21 protein-coding genes, 1 tRNA gene and 1 pseudogene are annotated in these 25,366 nt (G+C 61.8%); 15 read left to right on the forward strand and 8 right to left on the reverse strand.

Annotated features, from left to right (window positions below):
• Positions 1–194 precede the first annotated feature (194 nt).
• The 6 genes from IY145_RS09050 to IY145_RS09075 all read left to right on the forward strand — a co-directional run bounded on the left by IY145_RS09050 (position 195) and on the right by IY145_RS09075 (position 10,178).
• Positions 195–1,379 carry an IS3 family transposase gene (locus IY145_RS09050; protein WP_196407913.1) on the forward strand — a complete coding sequence of 395 codons (1,185 nt, stop codon included), beginning with the start codon at positions 195–197 and terminating at the stop codon, positions 1,377–1,379.
• A gap of 138 nt (positions 1,380–1,517) precedes the next feature.
• Positions 1,518–3,923, forward strand: coding sequence for a TonB-dependent receptor (locus tag IY145_RS09055; RefSeq protein WP_196407914.1), 2,406 nt, complete (start codon positions 1,518–1,520; stop codon positions 3,921–3,923).
• Between the two features lie 297 nt (positions 3,924–4,220).
• Entirely contained in the window at positions 4,221–6,716 is a 2,496-nt protein-coding gene (locus tag IY145_RS09060) for a TonB-dependent siderophore receptor (protein ID WP_281433667.1), read from the forward strand.
• Between the two features lie 36 nt (positions 6,717–6,752).
• Positions 6,753–7,832 carry an LLM class flavin-dependent oxidoreductase gene (locus IY145_RS09065; protein ID WP_196407916.1) on the forward strand — a complete coding sequence of 360 codons (1,080 nt, stop codon included), beginning with the start codon at positions 6,753–6,755 and terminating at the stop codon, positions 7,830–7,832.
• Positions 7,833–7,926: 94 nt separating this feature from the next.
• Positions 7,927–8,796 (forward strand): nitroreductase family protein, encoded by an 870-nt coding sequence (locus IY145_RS09070; RefSeq protein WP_196407917.1) that lies wholly within the window; start codon positions 7,927–7,929, stop codon positions 8,794–8,796.
• Positions 8,793–10,178, forward strand: coding sequence for an amidase (locus tag IY145_RS09075; protein WP_196407918.1), 1,386 nt, complete (start codon positions 8,793–8,795; stop codon positions 10,176–10,178). Before IY145_RS09070 ends, IY145_RS09075 begins: the two co-directional genes overlap by 4 nt.
• On the opposite strand, the gene IY145_RS25655 is transcribed toward IY145_RS09075, so the two are convergent.
• The gene (locus tag IY145_RS25655) at positions 10,160–11,368 is read right to left on the reverse strand and encodes a helix-turn-helix domain-containing protein (protein WP_196407919.1); all 1,209 of its coding nucleotides are present in this window, start codon (positions 11,366–11,368) and stop codon (positions 10,160–10,162) included. The two genes, IY145_RS09075 and IY145_RS25655, sit on opposite strands and share 19 nt — an antisense overlap.
• Before the next feature lie 667 nt (positions 11,369–12,035).
• On the opposite strand from IY145_RS25655, the pseudogene IY145_RS09085 reads away from it, so the two are divergent.
• A pseudogene (locus tag IY145_RS09085) lies at positions 12,036–13,121 on the forward strand (IS110 family transposase).
• A 450-nt stretch (positions 13,122–13,571) separates the two neighbouring features.
• Here the strand turns inward: IY145_RS09085 and IY145_RS25660 are convergent.
• Complete coding sequence (locus IY145_RS25660; RefSeq protein WP_246721879.1) at positions 13,572–14,663, reverse strand: hypothetical protein; 1,092 nt, start codon at positions 14,661–14,663, stop codon at positions 13,572–13,574.
• Here IY145_RS25660 and IY145_RS25665 point away from each other — a divergent pair.
• From IY145_RS25665 to IY145_RS09100, 3 genes are all read left to right on the forward strand, one after another.
• Positions 14,637–15,893: a DUF3363 domain-containing protein gene (locus IY145_RS25665; RefSeq protein ID WP_246721881.1), complete on the forward strand. Its 1,257-nt coding sequence runs from the start codon at positions 14,637–14,639 to the stop codon at positions 15,891–15,893. The two genes, IY145_RS25660 and IY145_RS25665, sit on opposite strands and share 27 nt — an antisense overlap.
• Positions 15,894–16,006: 113 nt before the next feature.
• Positions 16,007–16,246, forward strand: a complete 240-nt coding sequence (locus IY145_RS09095; RefSeq protein WP_196407920.1) for an antitoxin MazE family protein — start codon at positions 16,007–16,009, stop codon at positions 16,244–16,246.
• Complete coding sequence (locus IY145_RS09100; protein ID WP_036286879.1) at positions 16,243–16,602, forward strand: type II toxin-antitoxin system PemK/MazF family toxin; 360 nt, start codon at positions 16,243–16,245, stop codon at positions 16,600–16,602. The genes IY145_RS09095 and IY145_RS09100 overlap by 4 nt, the downstream gene beginning before the upstream one ends.
• 16 nt (positions 16,603–16,618) lie before the next feature.
• Here IY145_RS09100 and IY145_RS09105 read toward each other — a convergent pair whose 3' ends face one another.
• Both IY145_RS09105 and IY145_RS09110 read right to left on the reverse strand, forming a co-directional pair.
• Positions 16,619–16,975, reverse strand: a complete 357-nt coding sequence (locus IY145_RS09105) for a hypothetical protein (RefSeq protein WP_196407921.1) — start codon at positions 16,973–16,975, stop codon at positions 16,619–16,621.
• A 25-nt stretch (positions 16,976–17,000) separates the two neighbouring features.
• Complete coding sequence (locus IY145_RS09110) at positions 17,001–17,240, reverse strand: transcriptional regulator (protein WP_196410472.1); 240 nt, start codon at positions 17,238–17,240, stop codon at positions 17,001–17,003.
• A gap of 192 nt (positions 17,241–17,432) precedes the next feature.
• Between IY145_RS09110 and IY145_RS09115 the strand changes: the two genes are divergently transcribed.
• The gene (locus tag IY145_RS09115; protein ID WP_196407922.1) at positions 17,433–18,011 is read left to right on the forward strand and encodes a hypothetical protein; all 579 of its coding nucleotides are present in this window, start codon (positions 17,433–17,435) and stop codon (positions 18,009–18,011) included.
• Positions 18,012–18,216: 205 nt separating this feature from the next.
• Positions 18,217–19,842: a recombinase family protein gene (locus IY145_RS09120; RefSeq protein ID WP_246721887.1), complete on the forward strand. Its 1,626-nt coding sequence runs from the start codon at positions 18,217–18,219 to the stop codon at positions 19,840–19,842.
• On the opposite strand, the gene IY145_RS09125 is transcribed toward IY145_RS09120, so the two are convergent.
• Positions 19,813–19,889 (reverse strand) — tRNA-Arg (locus IY145_RS09125). The genes IY145_RS09120 and IY145_RS09125 overlap by 30 nt on opposite strands.
• A gap of 185 nt (positions 19,890–20,074) precedes the next feature.
• Here IY145_RS09125 and IY145_RS09130 point away from each other — a divergent pair.
• Positions 20,075–20,839: an alpha/beta fold hydrolase gene (locus IY145_RS09130; protein ID WP_196407924.1), complete on the forward strand. Its 765-nt coding sequence runs from the start codon at positions 20,075–20,077 to the stop codon at positions 20,837–20,839.
• 21 nt (positions 20,840–20,860) lie between these two features.
• On the forward strand, positions 20,861–21,697 hold the full coding sequence (gene cysE, locus IY145_RS09135; RefSeq protein WP_196407925.1) for a serine O-acetyltransferase: 837 nt from the start codon (positions 20,861–20,863) through the stop codon (positions 21,695–21,697).
• A gap of 153 nt (positions 21,698–21,850) precedes the next feature.
• Here the strand turns inward: cysE and IY145_RS09140 are convergent, their stop codons facing one another.
• The 3 genes from IY145_RS09140 to parC form a co-directional block, all read right to left on the reverse strand.
• Positions 21,851–22,171, reverse strand: coding sequence for a helix-turn-helix domain-containing protein (locus tag IY145_RS09140; protein ID WP_196407926.1), 321 nt, complete (start codon positions 22,169–22,171; stop codon positions 21,851–21,853).
• Entirely contained in the window at positions 22,168–22,536 is a 369-nt protein-coding gene (locus IY145_RS09145; RefSeq protein ID WP_196407927.1) for a type II toxin-antitoxin system RelE/ParE family toxin, read from the reverse strand. The genes IY145_RS09140 and IY145_RS09145 overlap by 4 nt, the downstream gene beginning before the upstream one ends.
• Before the next feature lie 157 nt (positions 22,537–22,693).
• A complete protein-coding gene (gene parC / locus IY145_RS09150; protein WP_196407928.1) occupies positions 22,694–24,946 on the reverse strand; it encodes a DNA topoisomerase IV subunit A in 2,253 nt (750 codons plus the stop codon).
• Between the two features lie 152 nt (positions 24,947–25,098).
• Here parC and IY145_RS09155 point away from each other — a divergent pair, with 152 nt between their 5' ends.
• Positions 25,099–25,344: a hypothetical protein gene (locus tag IY145_RS09155; RefSeq protein WP_196407929.1), complete on the forward strand. Its 246-nt coding sequence runs from the start codon at positions 25,099–25,101 to the stop codon at positions 25,342–25,344.
• The last annotated feature ends 22 nt before the right edge of the window (positions 25,345–25,366 follow it).

The following is a 25,366-nucleotide window of genomic DNA, read 5'->3' on the forward strand; positions in this document are numbered from 1 at the left end:
CGATACACCCCCGGAAAAATAGCGGGGGAGCATCGAGCGGACTCCGGAGATCGCATTCGCTCCCTCGTCGGCGCGATTGCGCAAGAGCGCTTCCCACGTCCGCGGACGCGCGGTCGCCGTGACACGCGATTGACCTGCCCCTGAAAAATCCCACCAGCATCGATTAGAGTCCGGCCGATTGCAGGACGGACACGATGAAGAAGAAGCGGTTCACGGAAGAGCAGATCATCGGGATTTTGCGGGAGCAGGAAGCCGGCGCGAAGGCGGCGGACCTCGCGCGCAAATACGCGGTTTCGGAGACGACGCTCTACAATTGGAAGGCCAAATTCGGCGGCATGGACGTTTCCGAGGCCAAGCGGCTGAAGGCGCTGGAGGAGGAAAACGCCCGTCTGAAGAAGCTCTTGGCCGATCAGATGCTCGATGCGGCGGCGCTTCGCGAGCTCCTGGGAAAAAATGGTAGGGCCCGCCTCGAGCGCGAAGCCGTCGCGCACCTTCGGGCCGTCATGGGCCTGTCGGAACGTCGGGCCTGCCGGATTGTCGCCATCGATCGCAAGACGGCGCGCTACGCGTCGAATCGTCCGGCCGACGCCGAGCTTCGCGCCGAGCTGCGCGATCTCGCCAATGCGCGTCGGCGCTTCGGCTACCGGCGGCTGTTCATTTTGCTCCGCCAGCAGGGCGAGCGCTCGGGCAAGAACCGCATCTATCGGCTCTACCGCGAGGAAGGGCTTACGGTAAGGAAGCGCCGCGCGCGCCGCCGCGCCGTGGGAACAAGGGCGCCGATTCTCGTCGAGGCGAAGCCGAATGCCCGATGGTCTCTCGACTTCGTGCACGACCAGCTCGCCAGCGGCCGGCGGTTCCGCATCCTGAACATCGTCGACGACGTGACGCGCGAATGCCTGGCGGCGATCCCGGACACGTCGATCTCCGGCAAGCGGGTGGCGCGCGAGCTGTCGGAGTTGATCGAAAGGCGTGGCAAGCCCGGCATGATCGTTTCCGACAATGGGACGGAGTTCACCTCGAACGCCGTCCTGTCCTGGTCGGAGGCGAACAAGGTCGAATGGCATTTCATCATGCCCGGCAAGCCGATGCAGAACGGCTTCTGCGAGAGCTTCAACGGCCGCATGCGGGACGAGTTGCTCAACGAGACGCTGTTCTTCGGGCTCGACCACGCGAGAGAGAATATCCGCTCTTGGATCCATGACTACAACCACCGGCGCCCGCACTCTTCCCTCGGCTATGCGACGCCGGCGGACTATGCGGCCGCGCTCACCGCAACAGGCGATCGGCTGCGCAACCCTGACCAGCTCCGCCGATCGCCTGTTGCTCACCCCACGCCCGCGGGCGTATCAACCGCAGGGACTCAACTCGCCGCTGGATGAAACTTCGGGGGCAGGTCACGATCGATATTACCTTCGAAGTAATTGAGCGAAAAACGCCATTCGACGTAGCTTAATTCGACTTGAGTTCATTGAGCGTCGTATAGGGAGTAGGCGATGAGGTTACGAAAGACGTGGAGATTGACTTCGAGCAGCGCGCTCCCGACTGCGGTGATCATTCTGTTTCCGATCGGCGCTGTTGCGCAAGCCCCGACCGATTCCACGACGGTAGAGGATGTCATCGTTACGTCGGCGACAAACTCCGAAAATCAAGCGACCGCACTACAATCGAAGCCCGTCGCTGCGACCATCATAACCCGAGATCAAATTCGAGCAGCGCAAATCGACAATTTGGAGCAAGCGAGAAAGCTCGTGCCGAGCTTGGTTATAAAGCAGACGAGTCCTCAAAATCTCACTTACAACGTGCGTGGGATAGGCAATTCGGATGCGAGCGATCTCAGCAGCATTTTCAACGGGGTCCCAATCTATGTCGATGGGGTCTATTTTGCGCGTCCCGGGGCGTGGACGACGGATGTGCCGGATCTGGTCGGCATACAAGTCTTGAAAGGACCGCAATCGACGAAAGGAGGCTGGGATAGTACTAGCGGCGCTGTTCATATGAGCACCGCCATGCCATCCTTCGAGCCGGAGTCGAAGCTGGCGATTTCATATGGGACGTATAATCACGTCCAGCTCAAAGGAAGCCTGACCGGAGCGATCGCCGGCAGCGACAAAGCCGCGTTTCGCCTGTCTATCTACGGGGTCGACCGCGACGGATACAGTTCGAGCACGACGACCGGAAAGCGTTATAATGATTGGCATGACAAGGGGGTGCGGGCACAATTGCTGTTGCAGCCGGACAATGATGTGACCGCTCGCTTTATTGTCGATTACTCTTACGCCAATACGGCCAACTCGTTATTTTTGCCCAATGGGGCCGTGACGCAATACGCGAATGGCGCAGCCTTTCCAAATAACTTTTTTGTTCGCGCCGCAAAGGTCGGCTATGCGCCCTCATCCTTCGATGCGCTCTCGAATTACGCCACCGACATTGCCGCACAGAGCTTCTACGAAAGGGTCGACAGCTACGGCGGTTCCGCTGATATTCGCTACAATCTGAACGGATATCTGCTTTCCTCTCTAACGGCTTTTCGACAGTATGGGTTCAATCAAAATCAAACAGGAAACTCGCAAATCAATGTCGACACGCATAGGGTGCTCAATCCGGTGACGACCGCTCAGGCCTTTCAGGAGGAACTGAAAATATCCACCCCGCAGGGCGAGGCGATCGAGGCGACGGCCGGCCTATTCTACTATTGGGAGCAATTCCGTCTGTGGTACTCGTTGGGTTACGGCAGCCAAGCGGGCGTTTGGTTCGGCAACCCGACCACCGCCGAACAAACTCTGGTCGACAAGACGGCGCTCGATTGGCTCAATCGGAACAGCTACGCAAACGTTCGGACCAACAGCATTGCAGCCTTTTCACACGCGACCTGGCATGTAACTCCCAATCTCGACGTCAGCGCGGGCTTGCGCTATTCCTACACAGCGAGATCGGCGGCGGCCACTGGCCAAGTATATGGCCAATCGCTGGATGGCCTTACCGTGAACCAGCAACTGCAGGCGGCGACGTTGCGAAGCAACCAGCTCGGTCTCCCCTATTATTATTATAGCGCGGCGACGCATGAGGGCATTCCTTCAGGGCTGCTGTCCATCGCATATAAATTTGCGCCCGACGTACTGGGTTACGCCACCTATTCGCACGGCGTCCGTCCAGGCGGCCCGAACATCGCCTTTGCAGCCGCCAATTTGCCTGTCGGGGCGAAACCGACGGTGAAGGCGGAGGAACTCGACAATTATGAGATCGGCGTGAAGATCGATTTTTTCGAGCGCCGTCTTCTCGCCAATCTGGCCGCATTTTGGATGGTCGACCGCAATTACATCACCAATGTCGCGGAATTGAGTTCATCGGGGGTTACCGCGACGCGCTTTCTGTCGAATGCGAAGCGTGCAATTTCACGCGGGATCGAAGCAGATGTGCGGGCTCAGCCGATCGAAGGCTTGAACTTGTACGGCTCGGCGACCTTCAACGATGCTTATTTCGATTCCTTTAAATCAGCGCCGTGCCCAGTGGAGGTATCCAATCTCTATGTGACCTGTGATTTCACCGGCAAGCGCCTATCTATCGTTCCTCGCTGGTCGTTCTCTGTCGGCGGCGAATACAAGCGGCCTATCGGCGCGACGCTTCCCATTCTGGACAAGCCACTGCTCGGATTCGTTGGGGGCGATTTCAATTGGCAGAGCTCGGTTTATTCGGAGACGAGCGATTCGATCTACAGCATCATTCACCCATACGGCATCCTCAATCTGCACGTCGGCGTCCAGAGCGACGACGAAGCCTGGAGGCTCGTCGGATGGATACATAATGCTCTCGACCAGAAATATTATACGAACCAGCAGTCTGCTCTGCAGGTCGGCGCAGGCCTCGTTTCGGGCACGGTCGGCGCGCCCTTGATGGCCGGCGTAACGCTCGCCGCAAAATGGTGATCCGGCATTGTCGCACGGAAGCGCTGCGCGCGCCTCATCGATGAGCGCCGCCGCTTATGAGAAGCGATGTCGACCCGATCGATAGCCATCGAATTCTCTACCGACCATCGTCGGAGAGACCGCCATGCGCGAACACCGCAATGGCTCGACTAGAGCGAGGAAGATGAACGAGATTTCGCCAAATATTACCTCCGAGGTAATTGCTCATAAGCAAAGGCCTGGGTCAATATAGATAAAGAGTGCTTTCGCAATGCGAGAAACCGCTCTGTCGCCACCAAGTATAGGGATTCATAGAGGATGTTGTACACGAGATGTGAGTGCGAATACATCGCTATTTTCTTTAAACAGAAGAGATGGATCAGCGTCTGCCTTCTGGCGCTCGGCGCGCCAATTGCCGCTCGGGCGGCTCCCGCAGCCAACGATCATCCTACACCGTCAGAAGCCGCGATCGAGGATGTCATCGTGACCGGCACGCGCGAATACGGGATCAATGCCAGACAAAGTTCTTCGCCCATTACGATTATCAGTTCGGGAAAGTTGAAAGAAACGGGCCAGACGAATATTTTGGATGCGCTGCTACGTCTTGCGCCGTCCTATAACGCCAACGCCGTCAATTTTGATTTGAGCGCTCTCGTCCGTTCGCCGCGTCTGCGTGGGCTCACGGCGAACCATGTTCTCGTCCTCGTCAACGGTAAGCGCCGGCATGGAACAGCCGTCATTTCCACCGGAGGCTTCCCAAAAGGTTCGGCCGGCGCCGATCTCGATTTGATCCCGGTCTCGGCTGTCGACCACATCGAAATCTTGGAGGACGGCGCGGCCGCTCAATACGGATCCGACGCGATCGCCGGCGTCGTCAACATCATTCTGAAGAATTCGCCCGACGAGGGCGAAATCGACGCGGTCATCGGTCGATATGGAAAGAGCTACAATCCCAATTCGCTCGGCGACGGCTTCACTCGAAATGTACAAATCGACAAGGGATTCGATCTCGACGGGCGCGGATTCGTGCATTTGAGCGGAGAGTTGACGTCTCATTTGCATAGCAATCAGACCGGGTCGGATCAGAATGTGTTTCAGGATGGCCTGCGCGTCGGCCCAGGCACCCCTTATCCATGGATCGATCCGAATGTCGCCGCCGTCATCGGCGATCCCAAATATCTCCTGCCTCTGCTCGGCGTCAATTCGGGCCTCGAACTCGATAATGGAATCGAGCTTTACGCCTTTGGTACGGGCGGAACGCGCGTAGCCGAATCCTTCCAGAACTACCGGGCGCCTGACTTCAATGGGACATCCCCGAACACTGTCATCTACCCCAACGGCTTTGTTCCGGCGGAGAAGATAAGCGAGTATGACTGGTCGGGCACGATCGGTTCGAAGGGAGTCTTCCTCGGGGATGGGCGGTGGGACGTCAGCCTGACCTACGGTGGCGACAACATCGACGTCGGCCTGAACAGCTCCGCCAACAGAACCTTGTTCAATGATACGCTCGCGACGAGAGGCGCTGGTTGGACGCCGACGAGTTTCTATATCGGGCAGTATTCGAACACTCAGCGAACGATCAATGTCGATTTCATCAAACCGTTTTCGCTGAGCATTGCGCCGGAGCCGATCAACGTAGCCATCGGCGCGGAAAACAGGCGTGAAACCTATCAAATCAAGCAAGGCGACTTTTGGTCCTATTATTCGGCCGGCCCTGCCGCTTTCGCCGGAATTCGACCGACCGACGCCGGCAGCCACGGTCGTGACGTCTATGCGGGCTATGTCGATGTGAGCACCAAGCTCCTCCCGAACTGGAAGGTCGACGTCGCCGGACGCTATGAAAACTACAGCGACTTCGGCGGCACACTTAATGGCAAGCTGTCCACGCGCTTCGATTTTACACGGGAATTGGCGGTGCGCGGCACGTTGAGCACCGGGTTTCGCGCTCCGACATTGGCGGAGGAATATTTCTCGCAATCTGCCGTGTCGCCGACTTCGGCTTATGTGATTTTGCCGCCCAATTCGAACGCGGCGGCCATCGCCGGCGCACGGTCCTTGCGACCCGAAAAGTCGACGAATATCAGCGTGGGATTGGTGACCGAGATAACGCCGGGGCTACATGGATCCGTCGACCTCTATCAGATCGACATCCGCGATCGTATCGTTTCGACGGGAGCCTTGACCGGCCCTGCAGCGATTGCCGCGATCACGGCGAGCGGCAATGTCATAGATCCGACCGCCAATGCGACGGCGAGCTATTTCCTCAACGGCGCCGACACGCGCACGCGCGGAGTCGACATCAAGGCCGACTATGCCGTGGATTTCGACCAATATGGCGCATTACGATACGATTTCGCGGCAAGCTTCAACAGCACCAGCATTCTGGGCGTGCGCGAGTCGCCAGCAGCATTCAATGGCGCGCCGCTCCTCGATCCGGTGGCGCGTTCGAATATCACGGATTGGGTACCGCATACGAAGATCATTCTCGGCGCCACCTATCTGAAAGACGCGTGGACCTTCACATTACGGCTGACCAGATATGGAACCGTTTCGGCGGTTTCGGCGACGCCGACGACCGATACTGCGCCCTACTATACGAATGTAATAACGCCGAAACTCATTACCGACGCCGAAATCGGCTATGACTTCGGCATCGGCCTGCACGCGGCGATCGGGGCGAATAATTTGTTCGCCGTTCGACCCAATGAGACGCTTTTGTCGACGCGGGTCTTCAATACGACGGTGTTCCCGACGTTCTCGCCCTTCGGCGTCAACGGAGGCTATTATTATGCCCGTATGGCTTACAAATTCTAGTCCACCGTGCGGCCGATCAAGAAGGAGCATTTTGCCATGACCATCGACCTTCGTGGAGGGGTCCGCCCCGCCGCTCTTCCCGGCGACACTGCGTTCGACCGTCAGGCCGCGAGGACGCTTCCCGATCCGCGCAGCCGCGATGTCACGGCCGCCTTTGTTCAGGAAAAAGCGCGGCAAGAGGAAAGTGATGGTTTGGACAGCGCTTTGGTCACGATCTACAGCGCTTGGCCAGATCCGTGGCTCGTCGCCGGTTGGGCGCTGTCCGCGACGACGCGCCTGAGGATCACAGTAGCCCACCGTCCGGGAGTCACACAACCGACTGTCGCTGCGAAGTCTTTCGCCACCCTCGACAAGCTGTCGGGCGGACGTTCCGCCGTTCACATCGTCGTCGGCTCGAGCGACGTCGATGTTCAGCGCGACGGCGACTTCTCTCCAAAGGCCGAACGATATGAACGCGCCGCGGAATATCTCGATGTCTTTACCAAGGCCCTGGAATCCGCGGAGCCTTTCGATTACGAGGGAAAATATTATCGCGTGCGGGACGCTCGGGTGGGTTTCCGTCCGTTTCAGCAGCCTCGGCCACCCATATCCATCGGTGGATCATCGGAGGCCGCTACGCATCTTGCCGCACGATATGCGGATATCTACGCCACCTCCTTTCCAACAGTCGAGGAGACGAGAAGCATTGTCGACCGCGTCGGCGGAATTGCGTCGCAACAAGGTCGGCGTCTAAGATATTGGAAATATTTCAAGGTGGTGCTCGGAGAGACAGATACGGGCGCACGACAGATCGCCGACAGGCTTCGCCGCAGGGCGGAAGAATTATTGAGCGGCCGTCCGCTCGCCGAAATCACGGCGTCAGCTCAAACGGCCAGAAACCGGGAGAGAGACGAGCGCCTCGCGACGGACGCTTTCGATCTGCGCGCTCTGGCGCTCGACGATTTTCGCCGCGCATTCGACAATCTCCTCGTCGGCTCTGTTGGCAGCGTCGCCAATCAGATTGTCGCGTTCCATCGCGCGGGCATCGATATCGCGCAGATCGAAGCGTCGACCGAGACCGAGCAGGATACAGCGCTACGCCGGGAACTCATCGCGGAGGTGAGAAGATTGGCTTGATTGGACCGATTGCGATCATCATCGGTTGCGAGTTCGCGAGCTGCTTTCGGCCGCGACAGCGGCCGATCGGACGATTCTCATGAAAGGCCTTCGAATGTCGACATCCGCCGTAAACATCCGATCTGCGATCGCGGCAACGAACACGCAGGTCGAAGCGCGCGCAGCGTTGGACGAGCGCTATCGCGTGCCTTGCACGGAGCCGGAGCAGTGGAATCCGACGCTCTCGGTTCTGCTCGGGCATCGTTCCGTCCGCGCATTTCTCCCGCGATCAGTAGAGCCATGGGCTCTGCAGGCGGCAATCGCCGCAGCCCAATCGGCCTCGTCCTCGCTCAACCTGCAATTGTGGAGCGTGGTCGCAGTCGAGGACCCGGCGAGAAAGGCACGCCTCTGTCTCGGTGTCGCCGACCAGAGGTGGATACGTGAAGCTCCGCTGTATCTGATATGGTCCGCTGATTTGTCGCGGCATCGACGCGTTGCCGAAAGGATCTCCGCGCACGGCGACAATCTCGACCCCGATAATCTGGACCCCTTGGCCACGGCCCTGGTTGATGTCTCTCTCGCCGCTCAGAATGCCGCCGTCGCCTTCGAATCGCTCGGCCTCGGCTTGTGCTACATCGGCGCCGTACGACTTTATCAGCAGGAATTGCGGGATGAGTTGGCGCTTCCGTCGCATGTGGTTCCGATCTTCGGCATGTGCGTCGGTTATCCGGATCCCGATCGTCCCACGGGAGTAAAACCACGATTGCCGCAGGATGCAGTCCTTCACAAAGAGCGTTATGACGCCGCCGCCGATGCAGCTCTCATCGAGAGCTACGACGCCCGCATGGCCGATTTCCAGGGAAAGCAGAGATTAAAACAGGTGGTCTGGAGCGACTATTCGTTGCGGCGGCTCTTCAATTTGCATACCCGAGACGGGCGAGAAGCGTATAATGCGGCCCTTCGCAATTTGAGCTTGGCGCGGTGAACGAGCATATCCACGATTGGACGGCGGTCCGGCTAGCGCAGGCATTGCGTCGGCGCAAATTGCGCGTGATCGATGTCGTCGAGCACATGCTCGACCGCATCACTGCGCGGGATTCCGTTTTGCGCAGCTACGTCACCGTGTCCGCGTCGCTGGCGCGGCGACAAGCCCGCCGTGCGGATGCGGAGCTGGAGGCGGGTCGGATCAGAAGCCCGCTGCACGGTGTGCCGATTGCCGTCAAGGATTCTCTCGCGACAAGGGGCGTCGCCACATCGAACGGCGCAGCGCGACTGACCGACCACTATCCGATCCGCGACGCCGCGGTCGTGACACGTCTCGACGACTCCGGCCTCGTAATGCTCGGCAAGCTCAACCTTCCGGAAGGAGCATTCGGTCTGCATGATCCCATCATCGGGGCGCCGCGTAATCCCTGGCATATGGACTACTGGCCGGGCGCCTCGTCCAGCGGCTCCGGTGTCGCGACGGCGGCCGGCCTCTGCTTCGCTGCCGTCGGAACGGATAGCGGCGGCTCGATACGTCATCCGAGCGCCGCAAACAATTTGTTCGGCTTGAAGCCGACCGCAGGCCTCGTCGACACGACGGGCGTTTTTCCACTCGCGCCGTCGCTCGACCACGTCGGTCCGATGGCGCGCTCTCCAGCGGATCTCGAAGCGCTGTTCATGGCGCTCGCCGGAGCCGCGCGTAGAAGCGTCGAAGTCGACGAGCCTGATGGAGGCGCGCTGCGCGTCGGCGTCGATCGAATTTGGAGCGAGGAGGCTGTGGACCCGCTCATTTCGCGAGCGATGAGGGAGACCGAGGGCCGCCTCGTCGATCTCGGAATGAAGCTGGAGCCGATTCATCTGCCTGCTTGGCGCGAATGCGCAGAACTCTGGATGATCCTCTGCGCTCGGGAAGCGGTGGGTGTCCACGCAGGGCTGGAAACGCCGATTTCGCCGAGCCTGCGGCGATTGCTCGCCTTCGGCGCGACGGCCGATGCCGATAGGGTCGAGGCGGCGGTTATCCAGCGAAAGCGCCTCACGTCCGCGATCGAGGATGTGTTCGTCGGCGTCGATTTGATCTTGGCGCCGGTTCAATGCTTTGCGCCGCCGCGAATCGACCGGCTGACAGCGGCGGAGCCAGACGACAGGCTACCCATATCGCCCACCGATATCGGCTTTACCTGTCTATTCAACCTCACGGGACATCCGGCCTTGGCGATGCCCGCCGGCTTTACCGAGGAGGGATTGCCGGTGGGCTGCCAATTGGTCGCGCCGAAGGGGAGGGAACGGCGGCTCTTCCATGTGGCGAGGATCTTCGACAAAATAGCTGGATTTTCGCTGCGTCGCCCGCAACTCGCGTCCGTCGATCAATTCGTGAACGCATAATCGCGGACCGCTTGCTCAGCGCGATTGTCGGCCGGATAATAGAGTTTGACGCGCAGGCCGGACAGGCGGTCGCCTCCATCGCCCCGGAGCGGCATCACGACATTGACCAGATTCGCCTCCATCGGCCCCATTCGCATCTTGACGGGCACAAAAGGCGTGATGTCGTCGCTACGCCGCTGGAACTCCGGGCCGCAGATCAGGCCGCGAGAACGCGCGTCGATCTCGATCCGCGACAACCACTCGCGTCGTTGCGAATCGGCATCGACCGCGACTTCTCGTTTCACGCGAGACAGTTCCGATGCAATCGTCTCGCGCCATGACAAGACGCGCGAGAGATAATAGTCGGAGCCGATCATCGCCTCGATCGAATTGACCCTTGGTTCAGGCAACAGCATATATGCCTGCTTCAAGACGATGCGGCCGCGACTGAGCGCCTCGATAAACGCGCCGTAAGGTCGGTTAATCATGACGATGCGCCAGAATCGATCTAGCACGACGGCCGGAAAGGGTTCGGCGCTCCGCAAGATGAGCGACATCCCGGAAAGTGTCGAGGAGCAAATATCGTCGAAATACGGATTTTCGCGCGGCGCGAAACCCGCCGCGACATAGAAATCCTTCTTGTCATCTTCCGACACCGCCAGAGTTTCGATGAGCGTCGCCAACATCGCTCTGCTAGGTCTCGATCGACCCGTCTCGAGAAAGCTGAGATGCTTGGGAGAGACCTCCGCTCTCAAGGCCAGCGCGAGCTGACTATATCCTCTCTCCTTACGCGCACGCGCCAATATCCGTCCGAAGCCCTTCACGTCATCGGCAATGTCACGGACCTTTTGCATCGCTGTCGACCTCATCTTACTATGGGCCAGCAATGGCTTATATAACAAGCGTCTGCATATGTCTATATAGTTTATATGAATTATAGATATATATGCGTGCGTGTCTCGACGCGGCATGAAGTCGCCGGTCCGGCGCAACGCTTCGGCCACCACGAGCACGGCCGTGGCTTCGGATGCTTCGTAAAACTTGCGGCTCGTGCGCGCCGAACAGGCGGCGAGCACTGCGTCGTCTTTGGCGGCCAATCGCTCGACCCGGGCATAACCGTCGACATGCAGAACGCCGTTGAGGCCTTCAGAATGCGCGACCGGCCGTTCACCGCTGATCAGGCCCGGGCGATTTCGAGACCCCTCAGACAAACTAATGGCTGTTCTCGCAGCTGCGACAATGCGGCCTATAATGCGGCGCCACGCTGCTACGAGGATTATCGCGACGGGCCGTTCATTGCCGTCCGAGACCGTCGCCTATGTAGCCGCGCTCTTCCCTTTGATCGAGGAAAATGACAGCCCTCGATCCGCCGTTCGCTCGGCCTCCGGCCTGTCGCTCTGGACAAGGCTCCGCAGTTCATTGAGCAAAACGACAGCCGACGCGTCGCCAATCGTCCGGCGCCAATTCGGACGACGACCGACACGACAGCTGTTGCCGCCACGTGCGATCTGCCCGCTATCGCGCCACGCTCCGACGGCTTGTTCGTCACGCCCCCGTCGACGGAGCGCACGTAATGAACAAGCATGGCCCGTGCAGTCAGACCACTGAAATTTGCGTGTCGATCAGCATTTCTAGGGCCGTTCGCCCGGCCTCGAACGCGCGCACAAAAATGGCGAGCGTGATCCGCGTTCAACTCATACGCGGCCGTATCCGAGCGCAGCGCCACGAAGAGAGAGCGGCAAAAGGTAAACCAGCACTGAATACGACCGCAACACTGCGGACGTATTCGGGCTTGGTGGGAACCGTTCGGCAGTCGAGCGGAGTGTCGGGCATAGTGGCGGCGGTTCAACGATGATCCGCCGAAAAGAATGAATTCCCATGACTTTCTGCGCCGGCCTCGACACTTCTTCGACAAAGACCACCATCTGCGTGGTGGCGAGCAAAGACGGCGAGACCGTCTTGGAGACGACCGTTCCGACCGATCCCGGCGTGATCGCCGCGGCGCTCGAACCCTATCTGCCGCGTCTGGAACGGATCGGCCATGAAGTCGGCTCGGTGGCGCCCTGGCTGCACCGCGAATTGGCGGCGCTCGGCCTCTGCCCGTGGTGCTTCTGGAAAGCCGACAGGCGGCCGCCGCTTTGAAGATTCAGCGCAACAAGACTGACCGCAGCGACGCCCACGGGCTCGCGCAGCTGGTGCGCACTGGCTGGTTCCGGCCGGTTCATGTGAAGAGCGTGGAGAGCCATCGGCTGCTATTGTTGCTGACGCATCGGCGCACGCTGAAACGCAAGCTTCCCGACATAGAGAATGAAGTTCGTCAGTCGCTGAAAGTGTTCGGTTTGATGCTGGGTCCGCGCGTTCAGCGTAGCTCGTTCGAGACGCGTGCACGAGCTCGTGGCGCATCACCGGCTCATTGCCGGCGTGACGGAGTGCATGCTGCGCGCCTGGTCGACGCTGTGGAGCGAATACAAGCGGCTGCACACGCTGCTCGTCCAGTTCGTCGGCTGCGACCAGCTCTGCCGCCGCTTCATGGCGATTCCGAGCGTCGGTCCGGTGACGGCTCTGTCGTTCAAAGCGGCGGTCGACGATCCGACCCGCTTCGCCAAATCCAAGACCGTCGGCGCCCATTTCGGACTGACGTCGCGCCGCATCCAGAGCGGCGATACGATCGATATCGACGGCCACATTTCCAAATGCGGCGACGGCGAAGTGCGCACGGCGCTCTACGAAGCGGCCAGCGCCATGCTCGTGCGCTCCAAGAAATGGTGCGCCGTGAAGGCGTGGGGTGTCAAGATCGCGGCGAAGCGCGGCCACAAACGCGCCGTCGTCGCGGTGGCGCGCAAGCTCGCCGTCATCATGCATCGGATGTGGATCGACGACGGCGCGTTCCGCATCTCGGCGCAGGAAGAATTCTCGGGCTCGCCGAAAAGAGGAGCGAAGAGGACGCTGGCGATCGCGTCGTGAGGTGCCGCCGGAGTCGATCGAAGCGCGCAGGAACGACGACATGACGACGAATTGACGGCGTGGCGCCGACACGAGTTCCGCCATTCGGCGAGAGAACCTGGCGGATCGAAGCGGATGCGGAGAGCGCGATATCTTGCCGGCGATGACGCCTCCTCGGAGGCCGACAGCGCGCCCGACTGCTTGTGGCGCCGAGATCCCGACGCAAAAATGTGCGCCCGCTCGACACGCGGGACCGAGCACGAACGACTATATGGCCGCTAGGCGCTTCGCAGCGCATCCCGACGTAGGCTGTCGCATCGAGGAAAGGAAACGGATACGATCCAAAGACGAAGACACACATGGGGAAGAAGTGAACATGACGACGCTCGATTAGGAGGGCAAGATAAAGCGAACTGACGTTCGCACCTCGCGAGGCTCGTAATTGGTTGTCTGCACATTGGTTTTTGCAGGCTACAAATGCGCAGGCATGATACGGCGCGATGTGCGGCGGTTTCCGCCAGAATCGAATTCGTCGGTATTTGCAGCGTGATAGACGCCGGCGCTCGCGAGGTGTGACGTGGCATGTCCCGCCGGCTCTACACTACAGCCGGTATTTTCACGCCCGACTGCGATCGGCGTTTGAGGGCGGTTGTGCAGACCGATTTCAACGCCGATCGTCACGGAATGGCGAGCGACGACAGAGACGATTTCCACATTCGACCCGGCCGGTCCCGAACTGGCGGAAGGAGCGGCCGTCCGCGCTCGCTTTCCTTCATCCGGCAGGTCGCGATCGCTGTCCAAAAGGCGGGCGGCGATCCGGGCCGGATCGGCCGAGGTCCGGCGTTGGCGGACGGCCGGAAAGGAGAAGGAAGCGGCCGGTTCAACGCGCGGGGACGAGGCGCGAAGGTGGCGGCGTCGCTGCCGAGAGACGGCGGCGGCTGGCGGCGCGATTCCGCCGGACGGTTTCGATCGCGTCGCGTCGTCGTCAAGGCGCGCGTCGTGAAGCTCAATCCACAACGCGGCTCGCATGGTCCGAAGATGCGCGGCGCCGCGAGCAAGGCCTTCGACGCCCATCTCCGCTATCTCGAACGCGATGGCGTCACTCGCGACGGCGAGAGGGGCCACGCCTATTCGGCGATCGAGAATGAGGCAGACGGCCGCGCCTTTGTCGAGCGCGGACGCGACGATCGTCATCAGTTCCGTTTCATCGTCGCGCCGGAGGACGCCAGCGACATGGCCGACCTGCGAGGCTTCACCCGCGACCTTATGCGGCAGGTGGAGAAGGACCTCGACACGGGCCTCGACTGGATTGCCGTCGACCATCACAACACCGGCCATCCCCACACCCACATCATCGTCCGGGGTGTGCTCGACGACGGCCGCATCCTCCATATCGCCGGCGACTATATCGCTCACGGCGTTCGTCACCGGGCGAGCGAGCTCGTCACGCTGGAACTTGGCCACCAGAGCGAGATCGAGCTTCAGACGAAGCTCGCGAATGAAGTTGCGGCGGAGCGGCTGACGCGGCTCGACAAGATGCTGATCGCCGAGCAGCGCGAGCATGGCGCCGTCGATCTCAGGCCCGCCGAGGACGCCTCCTATCTCGTCCGAGAGAACCGGGCGCTGCTGCTCGGCCGCGTGCGGCGTCTGGAACGTTATGGCCTCGCTGCCGAACTCGAGACGGGGCGGTGGGCGATTTCCGACCATGCGGAGCAAATGCTGAAGGAACTCGGCGTTCGCAGCGAAGCGATCGAGACCATCCGCCGGGCGCTGGCCGGTCACGGTCTGGGGGATGAGCGCGGCGTCGCGCAATATGTTTGCTGCGGGGAGACCGGAAAGGAGCCGATCGTAGGCCGGGTGCTGGCCAAGGGGCTGGCCGGCGACGAGTTGAGCGAGCGAGTCTATCTCGTCGTCGACGGCGTCGACGGACGAGTCCATCACATGGAGTTCGCCGATCCGATGCGCATCGAGGAGGTTGGCCGCGGCATGATCGTCGAAGCCGCGCCCGCCGTTTCCGGTCCGAGGCCCGCCGACCGCAACATCGCCATCGTCGCGGAGAACGACGGCGTCTACCGGCCGAGCGCTCATCTCGAACGCATTCGCGATAGCTTCGAGCGGCAAGGCAAGGACCCGGACGCATTCGTTCGCTTCCATGTCCGCCGGCTGGAGGCGCTGCGCCGGGCCGGCCATGTCGAGCGCGTCGACGCGGATCACTGGCGCGTGCCGACGGATATTGTCGAGCGCGGCCGAGCCTATGGCCTCGCTCAGGGCGGCGATGGACTCCGCGTGCGCACGCTCTCGACCTTCGACCTCGAACGGCAGATCGCGAGCGACGGAGCGACATGGCTCGACCGTGAACTCGTCGCCGACAAGCAGACTTCGTTAGTAGAAGCAGGCTTCGGTCGGGACGTGAAGAATGCGCTCCACCGGCGCGGAGAGCGGTTGGTGGAAATGGGTCTCGCCACGGACAAGGGAAAATCCATCTCCATCCCTCGCGGCGCTATCGCTACGTTGGAGCGGCGGGAGGTGGAACGTGTCGGCCGGCAGATGGCAGCCGAGCGCGGCTTGTCGTATTCGCCGAGCGGGCCGGGCGAATATGTGTCGGGGCGGCTGGCTGGCGTCGCCAATCTAGCCAGCGGGCGCTTCGCGATGATCGAGGATGGTCTCGGCTTCCAGCTCGTGCCTTGGCAGCCCGTTCTCGAAAAGCGCATCGGCCAATATCTCAGCGGCGTTCACCGTGATGGCGGCGGCATCGAGTGGGACCTCGGCCGGAAGCGTGGGCTGGGGCTATGATGAAAGCCTCGAGCCCTGTGGGGCTCGGCCGCGACCCGAGCCGATGCAAAAGGTCGGGATTGTCGAAACGTAACGGCTCGTGATAGGTTACATGTAACTGACAGGAGATGATCATGGCCTCGGTAGCGAAGCCCAAGCCCTCCCGCGTCAAGGTGCGGGATCACCGCGAGCGCCTGCGTGCCCAAGGGCTGCGCCCTATACAGATTTGGGTGCCGGATGTGCGCGCCGCTTCCTTCCGGGCGGAGGCGCATCGCCAGTCGCTCGCCGTCGCTATGAGCCCCCATTCTCTCGATGACCAATCGTTCATCGATGCGGTGTCGGTCATCGACGTCGATGACAACGGTAACGAATGAGACGCGGCGACATCTGGACCGTTGCCGGCGGCAAGGACTACGCAGGCAAGCCGCGCCCTGTGGTCATCCTACAGGATGACAGTTTCGACGCGACGGACTCCATCACTATTTGCGCTTTCACGACAGACGAGACGGACGCGCCTCTGTTCCGTCTGCCCGTGGAGCCGAACGAGCGCAACGGATTGCGCGTGCCCTGCCGCTTGATGGCGGACAAGGTCACCACGGTTCCGAAATCGAAGATCGGCGCACATATCGGGCGCTTGGACGAAGAGGATATCCTGCGTCTCAACCAAGCGGTGCTCGTCTTCCTCGGACTCGCCGTGTCGCCGAGACCTCGGCGAGCGCGGCGATCATGAACCGACCGTTATCCGTTCACCCTCTCTCCGATGGCGATGCGTAGGAAAGCGCATCGCGGCGTAAAATTAGGCCATTCTTGTTCGAGATCGAGCGCGCGATCCTGCCGGGATGTCCCGAGCGCGTGCAAATCCTCTCGATCCTCGCTGCGTCGGCGCCGATCGCCGGGTCGCGTCGACGCGGAATGAAACTCGGTCGAACATCGATCGAGAGGCGCAACGAGACCTCGAAACCTGGACTGTCACCGATGATTGGCCCGAAGAAGTCCCGGTCACGCGCGCCGAGGTCGATGTAATCGAGGCGTGGCTCGGCGACTTGTTCGACCAACGATTCGGACCACGTCGATGAAGGGGCAAGGAAACGAAGATCGCCCACTTGTTGCCGGTCGACGGCGACCCCTCTACTTCTTCAGCCGCACGCCGGCGCCGCCGCCATTCTCGGGAATGAATTCCACGCCTGCATTCTCCAAGGCGATGCGAATAGCGTTCAGGTTTGCAGCGGTCGTCGACGGTTGCCCGTCTTCGCCCTCGGCGCGTCGCACGGTGGCGATGCCGACTTTTGCGGTAGACGCTAAGTCTTCGGCGGTCCAACGAATGAGGGCGCGCGCCGCCCGTATTTGCGCTCCTGTGATCACATACAGCTCATATGATATATTGTTGATCTCCGCGGCGGACGTGATATGATTCCACTCGCATGGCGTTCTCGCTATCACATCGCCCGAGCAACTGGAAACAGCCTCGAGACATGTGCGCCACGCGCCTGTGCGGCCGGACGACGTGCGTCAACACCTCGCCCGGCCTGACCACAACCCGGCTTATGAGGAGCTCGGATCATGGCTGACCCCGAGGCTATCACGAGTGCGTCTGCTTTCACCCGAAGGACTTTGTTGGTTGCGAGCGTCGGCGCCGTCACGCCGGCGCCTTTCAAGGGAATCGCGAGCGTCGATTCGTCTCATACGATGGTCGTCGATCCGGCAACGTCCCTGTGGACGCAATGGAAGACCGCCCAGGACCTCACCGATGTTCTCTGCCAGAAGCAGCAGAGCTTGGAAACCCAATTGATGCAGATGATCCGCGCGTCAGACGGCGTCGACGATGCCGAAGGCGCCGAGGCGGGCTGCGCCATCGAGGAAGAAATCTATCGGGCGCGCTGGGCTGCCGCCGATATGGCTGTCGGCTACTCCGAAGCCAAAAAAGACGAAGAGCGAGCCGCGGATATAGCGAGAGATCTCGCCGATGCGCTGGCGGCCACGCCGGCGTCGACCGTCGAAGGCGTCGCGGCCAAGCTCCACGCTGTGCTCCGCGAGGGCGAATGGTGCGAGAACTGCCCCGAATTTCCCTGGCCGCAGGTCCGTTCGGCGCTGACCGACTTGGTCCGTATCGGTCGCCTCGATTCGTTTCCGAAGTTTTGAAGCGGGCCGTTTGACGGCGAGATTGTCGATCTCACAATTTTCGAGCCGCGGTCTCCGCGGCTCGTTTTGCTTCTCATTGCGGGAGATCCGGGGCGATTGTCGCTGGCGCAGCCGAAATTCCAGTGACGCCTGCGCATCTCGGGAATAGACTCGGCCGATTGATCGGACTCGCGCCATGAATTTGATGCCGACGGGAGTTTCCCCCATGCCCGATTGCACCCGCGCCGCGCTGTATCTCCGGGTTTCGACAACGCGGCAGGCGGAGGTCGACCTCTCTATCCCCGACCAGCAAGCGCAGACGAGCGCCTATTGCACACGCCACAGTTGGCGCATCGTCGCCGAATATGTCGAGCCCGGCGCTTCCGCCATGGACGACCATCGGCCAGAGTTTCAACGCATGATCGAACGCGCCTGCGACGACGATCATCCGATCGACGTCATCGTGGTCCATTCGTTCTCTCGCTTCTTCCGCGACGCCTTCGGCCTGGAAATGTATGTGCGCAGGCTCGCCAAGCACAATGTGCGGCTCGTCTCCATCACCCAGGAGCTCGGCGACGACCCGGCGCAGGTGATGATGCGGCAGGTCATCGCGCTGTTCGACGAATATCAGAGCCGCGAGAATGGCAAGCATGTCTTGCGCGCGATGAAGGAGAACGCCCGCCAGGGATTCTACAATGGCTCACGCCTGCCGCTCGGCTATGCGCTCGCCGAGGTGGAGAAGCGCGGACACAGGACCAAGAAAAAGCTCGTCGTCGATCCTGTTGAGTCCGAGACCGTGCGGATGATCTACCGCTTGTATCTCGAAGGCGAGGCCGGCAAGGGGCCGATGGGCGTCAAGGAGGTGACCAAGACGCTCAATGGGCGCGGGCTGAGAACGCGACTCGGCGCGCGCTTCGGCGTCGCGTCGGTCCACAAGGTCTTGACCAATCCGGTCTATGCGGGCCGGTGGCGCTTCAACAAGCGCGAGGCCAAAACCGGGAGAGCCAAGGCCGAAAGTGAAGTCATCGAGATCGCCGTTCCGCCGATCATCGAAACGGCCGTGTTCGACAAGGCCCAGGCGAGCCTGAAAGCCCGCGACCCGCGCGTCCTGCCGCCCCGCGTCGTGACTGGCCCCATCCTCCTCACGGGGCTCGCCGTCTGCGCCACTTGCGGCGGCGCGATGACGCTGCGCACCGGGACCTCGAAGAGCGGCAAGGTGCATCGTTACTACACGTGCTCCACGGCCGCCCGCGTCGGCAAGACCGGCTGCAAGGGGCGCTCGATCCCGATGGACCGGCTCGACGGGCTGGTCACGACCCATCTCGCCGATCGGCTATTCGGCCCGAACCGGCTGGCCGGCATATTGACGTCCCTGGCTCAGAAGCGCGCCGCCGGCGACGAAGAGGTCCGCAATCGAGTAGAAGCCCTCCAAGCGGAAATCGCCCAGTCTGAGGACAGGCTGAAGCGTCTCTATGGAATGGTCGAGGACGGCGTCACCGACATGGACGATCTTTTGCGAGAACGTCTCGCCGCGCTCAAGTCGGAGCGGGAGCGCGCGAAAGCCGCGCTGGACCGGATCAAAGCCCAGTCCGCGCCGTCAATCGCAATCGAACCGGACCAGCTCGAGCGATTCGGGACGTTCATGCGCGAAAAGATCACGGTCGGCGAAACGTCGTTCCGCAGAGCCTATTTGCGGGCGGTCGTCGAAGCCATCGAGGTCGACGACCAAGTCGTCCGCATTCACGGCTCGAAAACCAGCCTCGAACAGGCTGTCGTCGCCGGAGAACAAATCGGCAAGAGTGTTCGCGGCTTTATACGCAAATGGCGCGCCCGAAGAGATTCGAACTCCTGACCCCCAGATTCGTAGTCTGGTGCTCTATCCAGCTGAGCTACGGGCGCCTGCGGTCCGTTCTGCGCCGCAAGCGGCGCGTCGAACTGACGAGGTGGTCGTTTAGCGGCTACGAGGCCGCTTGGCAATAGGAAGATATTTCCCCTGCCAAGACGCTTGCGCCGCCCTAAGGCTGCGATAATTACCGACGATCCTGATGCCAACGCTCCTTGAATGTAATAAAATAGGATTGATGATGGACGAGTTCGGGTCGACCGGCGCACAGATCGCCTATATCGATTTTCCGCCGCTGACGGAGGATCGCCATGAGCCGATCGTTCTCATTCACGGCTTCGCCTCGACGCATGCCGTGAATTGGCTCTTCCCCCAATGGGTCAAAACGCTCACCGAGGATGGGCGACGGGTCATCGTGCTCGACAATCGCGGCCACGGCCGTTCCGAGAAGATCTATGACCCCGCCGCCTATGATCTCTCCCAAATGGCGGGGGACGTCGCCGATCTGCTCGGCCATCTCGGCGTCGAGCACGCCGATGTCATGGGCTATTCCATGGGCGCGCGCATCGCCGTCACGCTGGCGCTCGACCATCCGCAGCTCGTGCGCTCGCTCATCCTCGGCGGCATTGGCGCGAATCTGGTGACCACGGGCCTGCCGCGCGGTCTGGCCGAGGCCATGGAGGCCGAGCGCATAGAGGATATCGACGATCCTCTGCTGAAAATGTTCCGTGGCTTCGCCGAGGCGACGCGCGGCGATCTTCGCTCCCTGGCGGCCTGCGCGCGCGGGCCGAATCACATCGTCGATCGCGCGCGGCTCGCCAAGATCGAGGCGCCCGTGCTGATCTGCGTCGGCACGCGGGACGAGGTGGCCGGCGATCCGCATCCGCTGGAGCCGCTGTTTCCGGACGCCCATGTCGTGGATATTCCAGGCCGCGACCATAACCGCGCTGTCGGCGACAGGGTCTATAAGCAGGCCGTGCTCGATTTTCTCGCGCAGCGGGAATAGGGGCGGCGCGGGAGCTCAGCGATGGCGAATGACCGCGGCCCCGCCCAGCTCGTCGCCCTTTCGGGCGGCGATCCGCTATTCGCCCGCCTCGCCGGCGAGGCCGAGGTCGCCGCGCGGCGCGAGCCGAATATGGCGGCCTTCCTCTATGCGGCGATTCTCGCGCAGGACAGTCTCGAAGGGGTCGTCGCGCATCGAATCGCACAACGGCTCGCCGGGCCGGACCTGCCGGCGGCGGTCATCCAGCGCCTCTGCCTCGACCAGATGGCGCGCGACGCCGCCTTCGGCGCCGCGCTGCGCGCCGATCTCATGGCCGTTTTCGACCGCGATCCCGCCTGCACGCGCCTTTTGGAGGCGGCGCTCTATTTCAAGGGCTTTCACGCCATCCAGACCTTTCGCCTCGCCCATGCGCTATGGCGCTCCGGCCGCAGCGATCTCGCGCTCTGGCTGCAGAGCCTGTCATCGACAAAGTTCCAGACCGACATCCATCCGCAGGCGCGAATCGGCGCGGGCTTCTTCCTCGATCACGCGACCGGCGTGGTGATCGGCGCGACCAGCGTCATAGAGCACGACGTCTCGATGCTGCATGGCGTGACGCTGGGCGGCTCGGGCACGGCGGGCGGCGCGCGCCACCCGAAGGTGCGTCATGGCGTGCTGATCGGGGCGGGGGCCAAGCTGCTCGGCGACATAGAGATCGGCGAGCGCGCGCGAGTGGCGGCGGGCTCGCTGGTGCTGGAATCGGTGCCGGCGCACAAGACGGTGGCCGGCGTGCCGGCGCGCGTGATCGGCGATGTGGGCGCGGCCGAACCGGCGCTGACGATGGACCAGATCATCGACGAGTCGCATGATCCGGGGCTGTAGGCGGCTCCGACCTGCTTCCACATCCTCCCTCTGCGGCCGAAGGCCGCGTCTCGAAGCGCGCCGAGTCTCGCGGCTCGCCCTCGTGCTTCGAGACAGCGGCTTCGCCGCTTCCTCAGCCCGCAAATCGATAGCTTACGAGTTCTTGGCCGAAGCTCACAGGATCGCCTCGATTCCCTTGCGATCGCAGAGGGCGAGCAGCTTCAGCGAGGGCCCGCTCGGGCGCGTCTCGCCGCGCTCCCATTTGCTGACGAGAATCTTGCTCACATTCAAAGCCAAAGCGAAGGTCGCCTGGCTCATATTGGCTTTTTCGCGGATTTTCTTGATCGCATCCGGCGAGAGCGGTTCGGCCGGAGTCAGGCAGCTGACGTCGAAACGCCGCATAGTCGCTTTGTCGATCGCGCCGACCGCATGCAAATCCTCTGCAATCTCGTGAAGAGATCGAAGCGCGTCGCTGCGGTAGCTCTTTTTCGTCATAGCTCGATCTTTCGCCAACCTCGTTTTTCGCCGAGAGCTTGCAGCTCAATATCCGTCACCCGGTCCAAAAATCGCGCGAATTCCAAATATTCCGCCATTTCCGAATCCGTCAGATTCGCCTTTGCGCTTTTGGAGAACAGGTGCAGGAACACGGCGAGCTTCCCCCTTCGGTAAAAGACGATTGCGCGCGACCCTCTCGCAGCGCTCAGAGTACCTCGCGGGATTCTCTGTTTGATCAATCCCCCACCAAGATCCGCGTCGATCAGCCCGCGCTCGGCCTTTTCGATAGCGGTTCGGCAATCTTCATCAGAAATTCCCGCTTTTTTCGCTTCGCGTTGAAGCGATTTCGGAATGTGGATGTCCATAGCGTCTCCCGCCTCGGGCGAGGCCCAATTTCTTGTCAGAATCCATCGGCGTCTCCATCACAATATAAATAAAATCAGCTAGTTAGCTTAGACAAAATGCACTGAGGTGCAGACTGTCCGATTTCAAAATATAATATTCCCTATTATATTTCAACCCCTACCCGAATCGATTGCTCTTCGGGAACCCGCGCGGCGGTAGCCGCCCCGCCTCCGCCCTATGAGCGATCCACTCGCTCAGCTCGCGCTTGTCCACGGTGAAGGTGCGGCCCGACGAATCGACCCAGGTCAGCCCGTCTGCTAGCGCGAAGACCTTGGCGTCGGCGACGCCGCCGTCCTTGTAGCGTTGCAGACGCACGCCCTTGCCGCGCGCCATTTGCGGAGCCTCGGAGAGCGGGAACACCAGCAGCTTGCGATTCTCGCCGATGATGGCGACATGGTCGCCCTCCGCCGGCGTGACGATCTTCAGCTTCGATGGCGGCTCGACGTTGAAGACGGCGCGGCCCTTGCGCGTCGTCGCAACGAGATCGTTCTGCGAGACGATGAAGCCGCGCCCGTCGTCGGCGATCAGCAGCAGCATCGCGTCGGGCGTCTGCGGCAGCACTTTCACGATCGCCGCATCCTCGTCGATATCGGCCATCAGCCGTATCGGCTCGCCATGGCCGCGCCCGCCCGGCAGCTTGGCCGCGTCCAGCGTATAGGCCTTGCCATTCGACGTGAGCGCCAGAACCTTGGACGTCGTCTGCGCGAAGAAGGATGTCTCCAGGGCGTCGTCGCCCTTGAACTGAAGCTGCGGGAGATCGGCCACATGGCCCTTCAACGTGCGTATCCAGCCCTTCTGCGTCACGACGATGGTGATCGGCTCGCGCTCGATCAGCGCCTCGGCGAGATCGATGTCGGTCGCCTCGGGCGCATCCTCGAAACTGGTGCGGCGCTTGCCGAGCTTGGCGTCGGCGTTGATCGTTTTCTTCAGCTCGCGAATCTGCGTGGTGATCGTCTTCCACTGCTTCCCCTCGTCGGCGAGCAGCGCTTCGACTTCCCTTTTCTCCTCGACGAGCTTCTCATGCTCCTTGCGCAGCTCCATCTCCTCGAGCTTGCGCAAAGCGCGTAGCCGCGTGTCGAGAATATAGTCGGCCTGCAAGTCGGAGAGCTCGAAGCGCGCCTTCAACGCCTGCTTGGGCTCGTCCTCCTCGCGGATGATGCGAATCACCTCGTCGAGATTGAGGAAGACGATGATCATGCCCTCGAGCACTTCGAGCCGGCGCACGATCTCCGCCAAACGATGGCGCGAGCGGCGCTCCAGCACCTCGCGACGATGATCCAGCCATTGGCGCAGAGCCTCGTCCAGCGAGACCACGCGCGGCACGGCGCCGTCGACGAGCACATTCATATTGACGGGGAAACGCACCTCCAGCTCGGAGAGCTTGAACAAGGTCTCCATCATCAACGCCGGATCGACGGCGCGCGAGCGCGGCTCGATGACGACGCGCACATCCTCCGCCGATTCGTCGCGCACATCGCCGGCGAGCGGCGCCTTCTTCTCGACGATCAGCTCGGCGAGCTTCTCGATGAGGCGCGATTTCTGCACGCCATAGGGAACCTCGGTGACGACCGCGACCCATTGCCCGCGCGCGGTCTCCTCCTTGTGCCAGCGCGCGCGCAGGCGGAAGGAGCCGCGCCCGGTGCGATAGGTCTCGACGATCTGCGCGCGCGGGTCGACGACGATGCCGCCGGTCGGAAAATCCGGCCCCTGCACGAAGGTCAGCAATTGCTCGGCGGTGGCGTCGCGATGCGAGATCAGATAGAGCGCCGCGTCGCAGAGCTCGCCGAGATTATGCGGCGGGATCGACGTCGCCATGCCGACGGCGATGCCCTGCGCGCCATTGGCGAGAAGATTGGGGAGAGCCGCCGGCAGCACCACCGGCTCCTCCTCCTCGCCCGAATAATTCGGGCGGAAGTCGATCGCGTCCTCGTTTATGCCCTCGAGCAGCAGCCGCGCGACCGCCGTCATGCGCGCTTCCGTGTAGCGATAGGCGGCGGCGGCGTCGCCGTCGACATTGCCGAAATTGCCCTGGCCGTCGACGAGCGGATAGCGCGAGGAGAAATCCTGCGCGAGGCGCACCAGCGCGTCGTAGATCGCCTGATCGCCATGCGGATGGAAGGAGCCCATCACATCGCCGACGATCTTCGCGCATTTCTTGAACGGCGTGTTCGGGTCCAGCCGCAGCATCTGCATGCCGTAGAGAATGCGCCTGTGGACGGGCTTCAGCCCGTCGCGCGCATCCGGCAGCGCGCGGCCGGTGATCGTCGAAAGCGCATAAGTGAGATAGCGCTCCTCGAGCGCCGTGCGCAATTGGACCGGCAGCGCGTCCCCGCCGCCCTCGTCCCCCGTCGTCGTTCCGCTCTTCGCCATATCGCCGACTCCCGCCCTTTCGGCGTTTACTGCATGCGCTTATATCCCGTAGCGACTCTGGCGTGAACCATTGCCGTCCCTCCGCGCTTCCACTAAGACAGCCGAGCTTTCGGGCCCTCTCCCGCTCCGACGCTAGTTTCGAGCCGCACCTCATGAAGAAGCCTCTGCTGTTCGTATTCGCTCTCGGGGCCGGCCTCGCCGCGGCCCGCGCCGATTCGAAAGCCCTCGAATTCTCGCTGTTCGACTGGCTCCCCTTCCTGCACGAGGATGCCGCGGAGAAGAAGGAGACGCGCCGCGCCCCCTCGCCGCAGGCGCTGTGCAAGGAAGTCGAAGTGCCGCTCGACGAGGGCTATGGCGTCAGCCGGCGCGAGCGGCGCGTCGTCTGCGAGGACGAGTGACGCGGAGCCGAGCGAGCCGATC

The organism is Methylosinus sp. H3A, from assembly GCF_015709455.1.
Classification (GTDB): domain Bacteria; phylum Pseudomonadota; class Alphaproteobacteria; order Rhizobiales; family Beijerinckiaceae; genus Methylosinus.

What these genes read in the sequence shown, in the direction of transcription:
- IY145_RS09050 (WP_196407913.1), top strand. Translation starts at nt 195, where the DNA reads ATGAAGAAGAAGCGGTTCACGGAAGAGCAGATCATCGGGATTTTGCGG.
- IY145_RS09060 (WP_281433667.1), top strand. Translation starts at nt 4,221, where the DNA reads ATGTTGTACACGAGATGTGAGTGCGAATACATCGCTATTTTCTTTAAA.
- IY145_RS09065 (WP_196407916.1), top strand. Translation starts at nt 6,753, where the DNA reads ATGACCATCGACCTTCGTGGAGGGGTCCGCCCCGCCGCTCTTCCCGGC.
- IY145_RS09070 (WP_196407917.1), top strand. Translation starts at nt 7,927, where the DNA reads ATGTCGACATCCGCCGTAAACATCCGATCTGCGATCGCGGCAACGAAC.
- IY145_RS25665 (WP_246721881.1), top strand. Translation starts at nt 14,637, where the DNA reads ATGCTGATCGCCGAGCAGCGCGAGCATGGCGCCGTCGATCTCAGGCCC.
- IY145_RS25660 (WP_246721879.1), bottom strand. Translation starts at nt 14,663, where the DNA reads ATGCTCGCGCTGCTCGGCGATCAGCATCTTGTCGAGCCGCGTCAGCCG.
- IY145_RS09095 (WP_196407920.1), top strand. Translation starts at nt 16,007, where the DNA reads ATGGCCTCGGTAGCGAAGCCCAAGCCCTCCCGCGTCAAGGTGCGGGAT.
- IY145_RS09100 (WP_036286879.1), top strand. Translation starts at nt 16,243, where the DNA reads ATGAGACGCGGCGACATCTGGACCGTTGCCGGCGGCAAGGACTACGCA.
- IY145_RS09115 (WP_196407922.1), top strand. Translation starts at nt 17,433, where the DNA reads ATGGCTGACCCCGAGGCTATCACGAGTGCGTCTGCTTTCACCCGAAGG.
- IY145_RS09120 (WP_246721887.1), top strand. Translation starts at nt 18,217, where the DNA reads ATGCCCGATTGCACCCGCGCCGCGCTGTATCTCCGGGTTTCGACAACG.
- IY145_RS09130 (WP_196407924.1), top strand. Translation starts at nt 20,075, where the DNA reads ATGGACGAGTTCGGGTCGACCGGCGCACAGATCGCCTATATCGATTTT.
- cysE (WP_196407925.1), top strand. Translation starts at nt 20,861, where the DNA reads ATGGCGAATGACCGCGGCCCCGCCCAGCTCGTCGCCCTTTCGGGCGGC.
- IY145_RS09140 (WP_196407926.1), bottom strand. Translation starts at nt 22,171, where the DNA reads ATGACGAAAAAGAGCTACCGCAGCGACGCGCTTCGATCTCTTCACGAG.
- IY145_RS09145 (WP_196407927.1), bottom strand. Translation starts at nt 22,536, where the DNA reads ATGGACATCCACATTCCGAAATCGCTTCAACGCGAAGCGAAAAAAGCG.
- parC (WP_196407928.1), bottom strand. Translation starts at nt 24,946, where the DNA reads ATGGCGAAGAGCGGAACGACGACGGGGGACGAGGGCGGCGGGGACGCG.
- IY145_RS09155 (WP_196407929.1), top strand. Translation starts at nt 25,099, where the DNA reads ATGAAGAAGCCTCTGCTGTTCGTATTCGCTCTCGGGGCCGGCCTCGCC.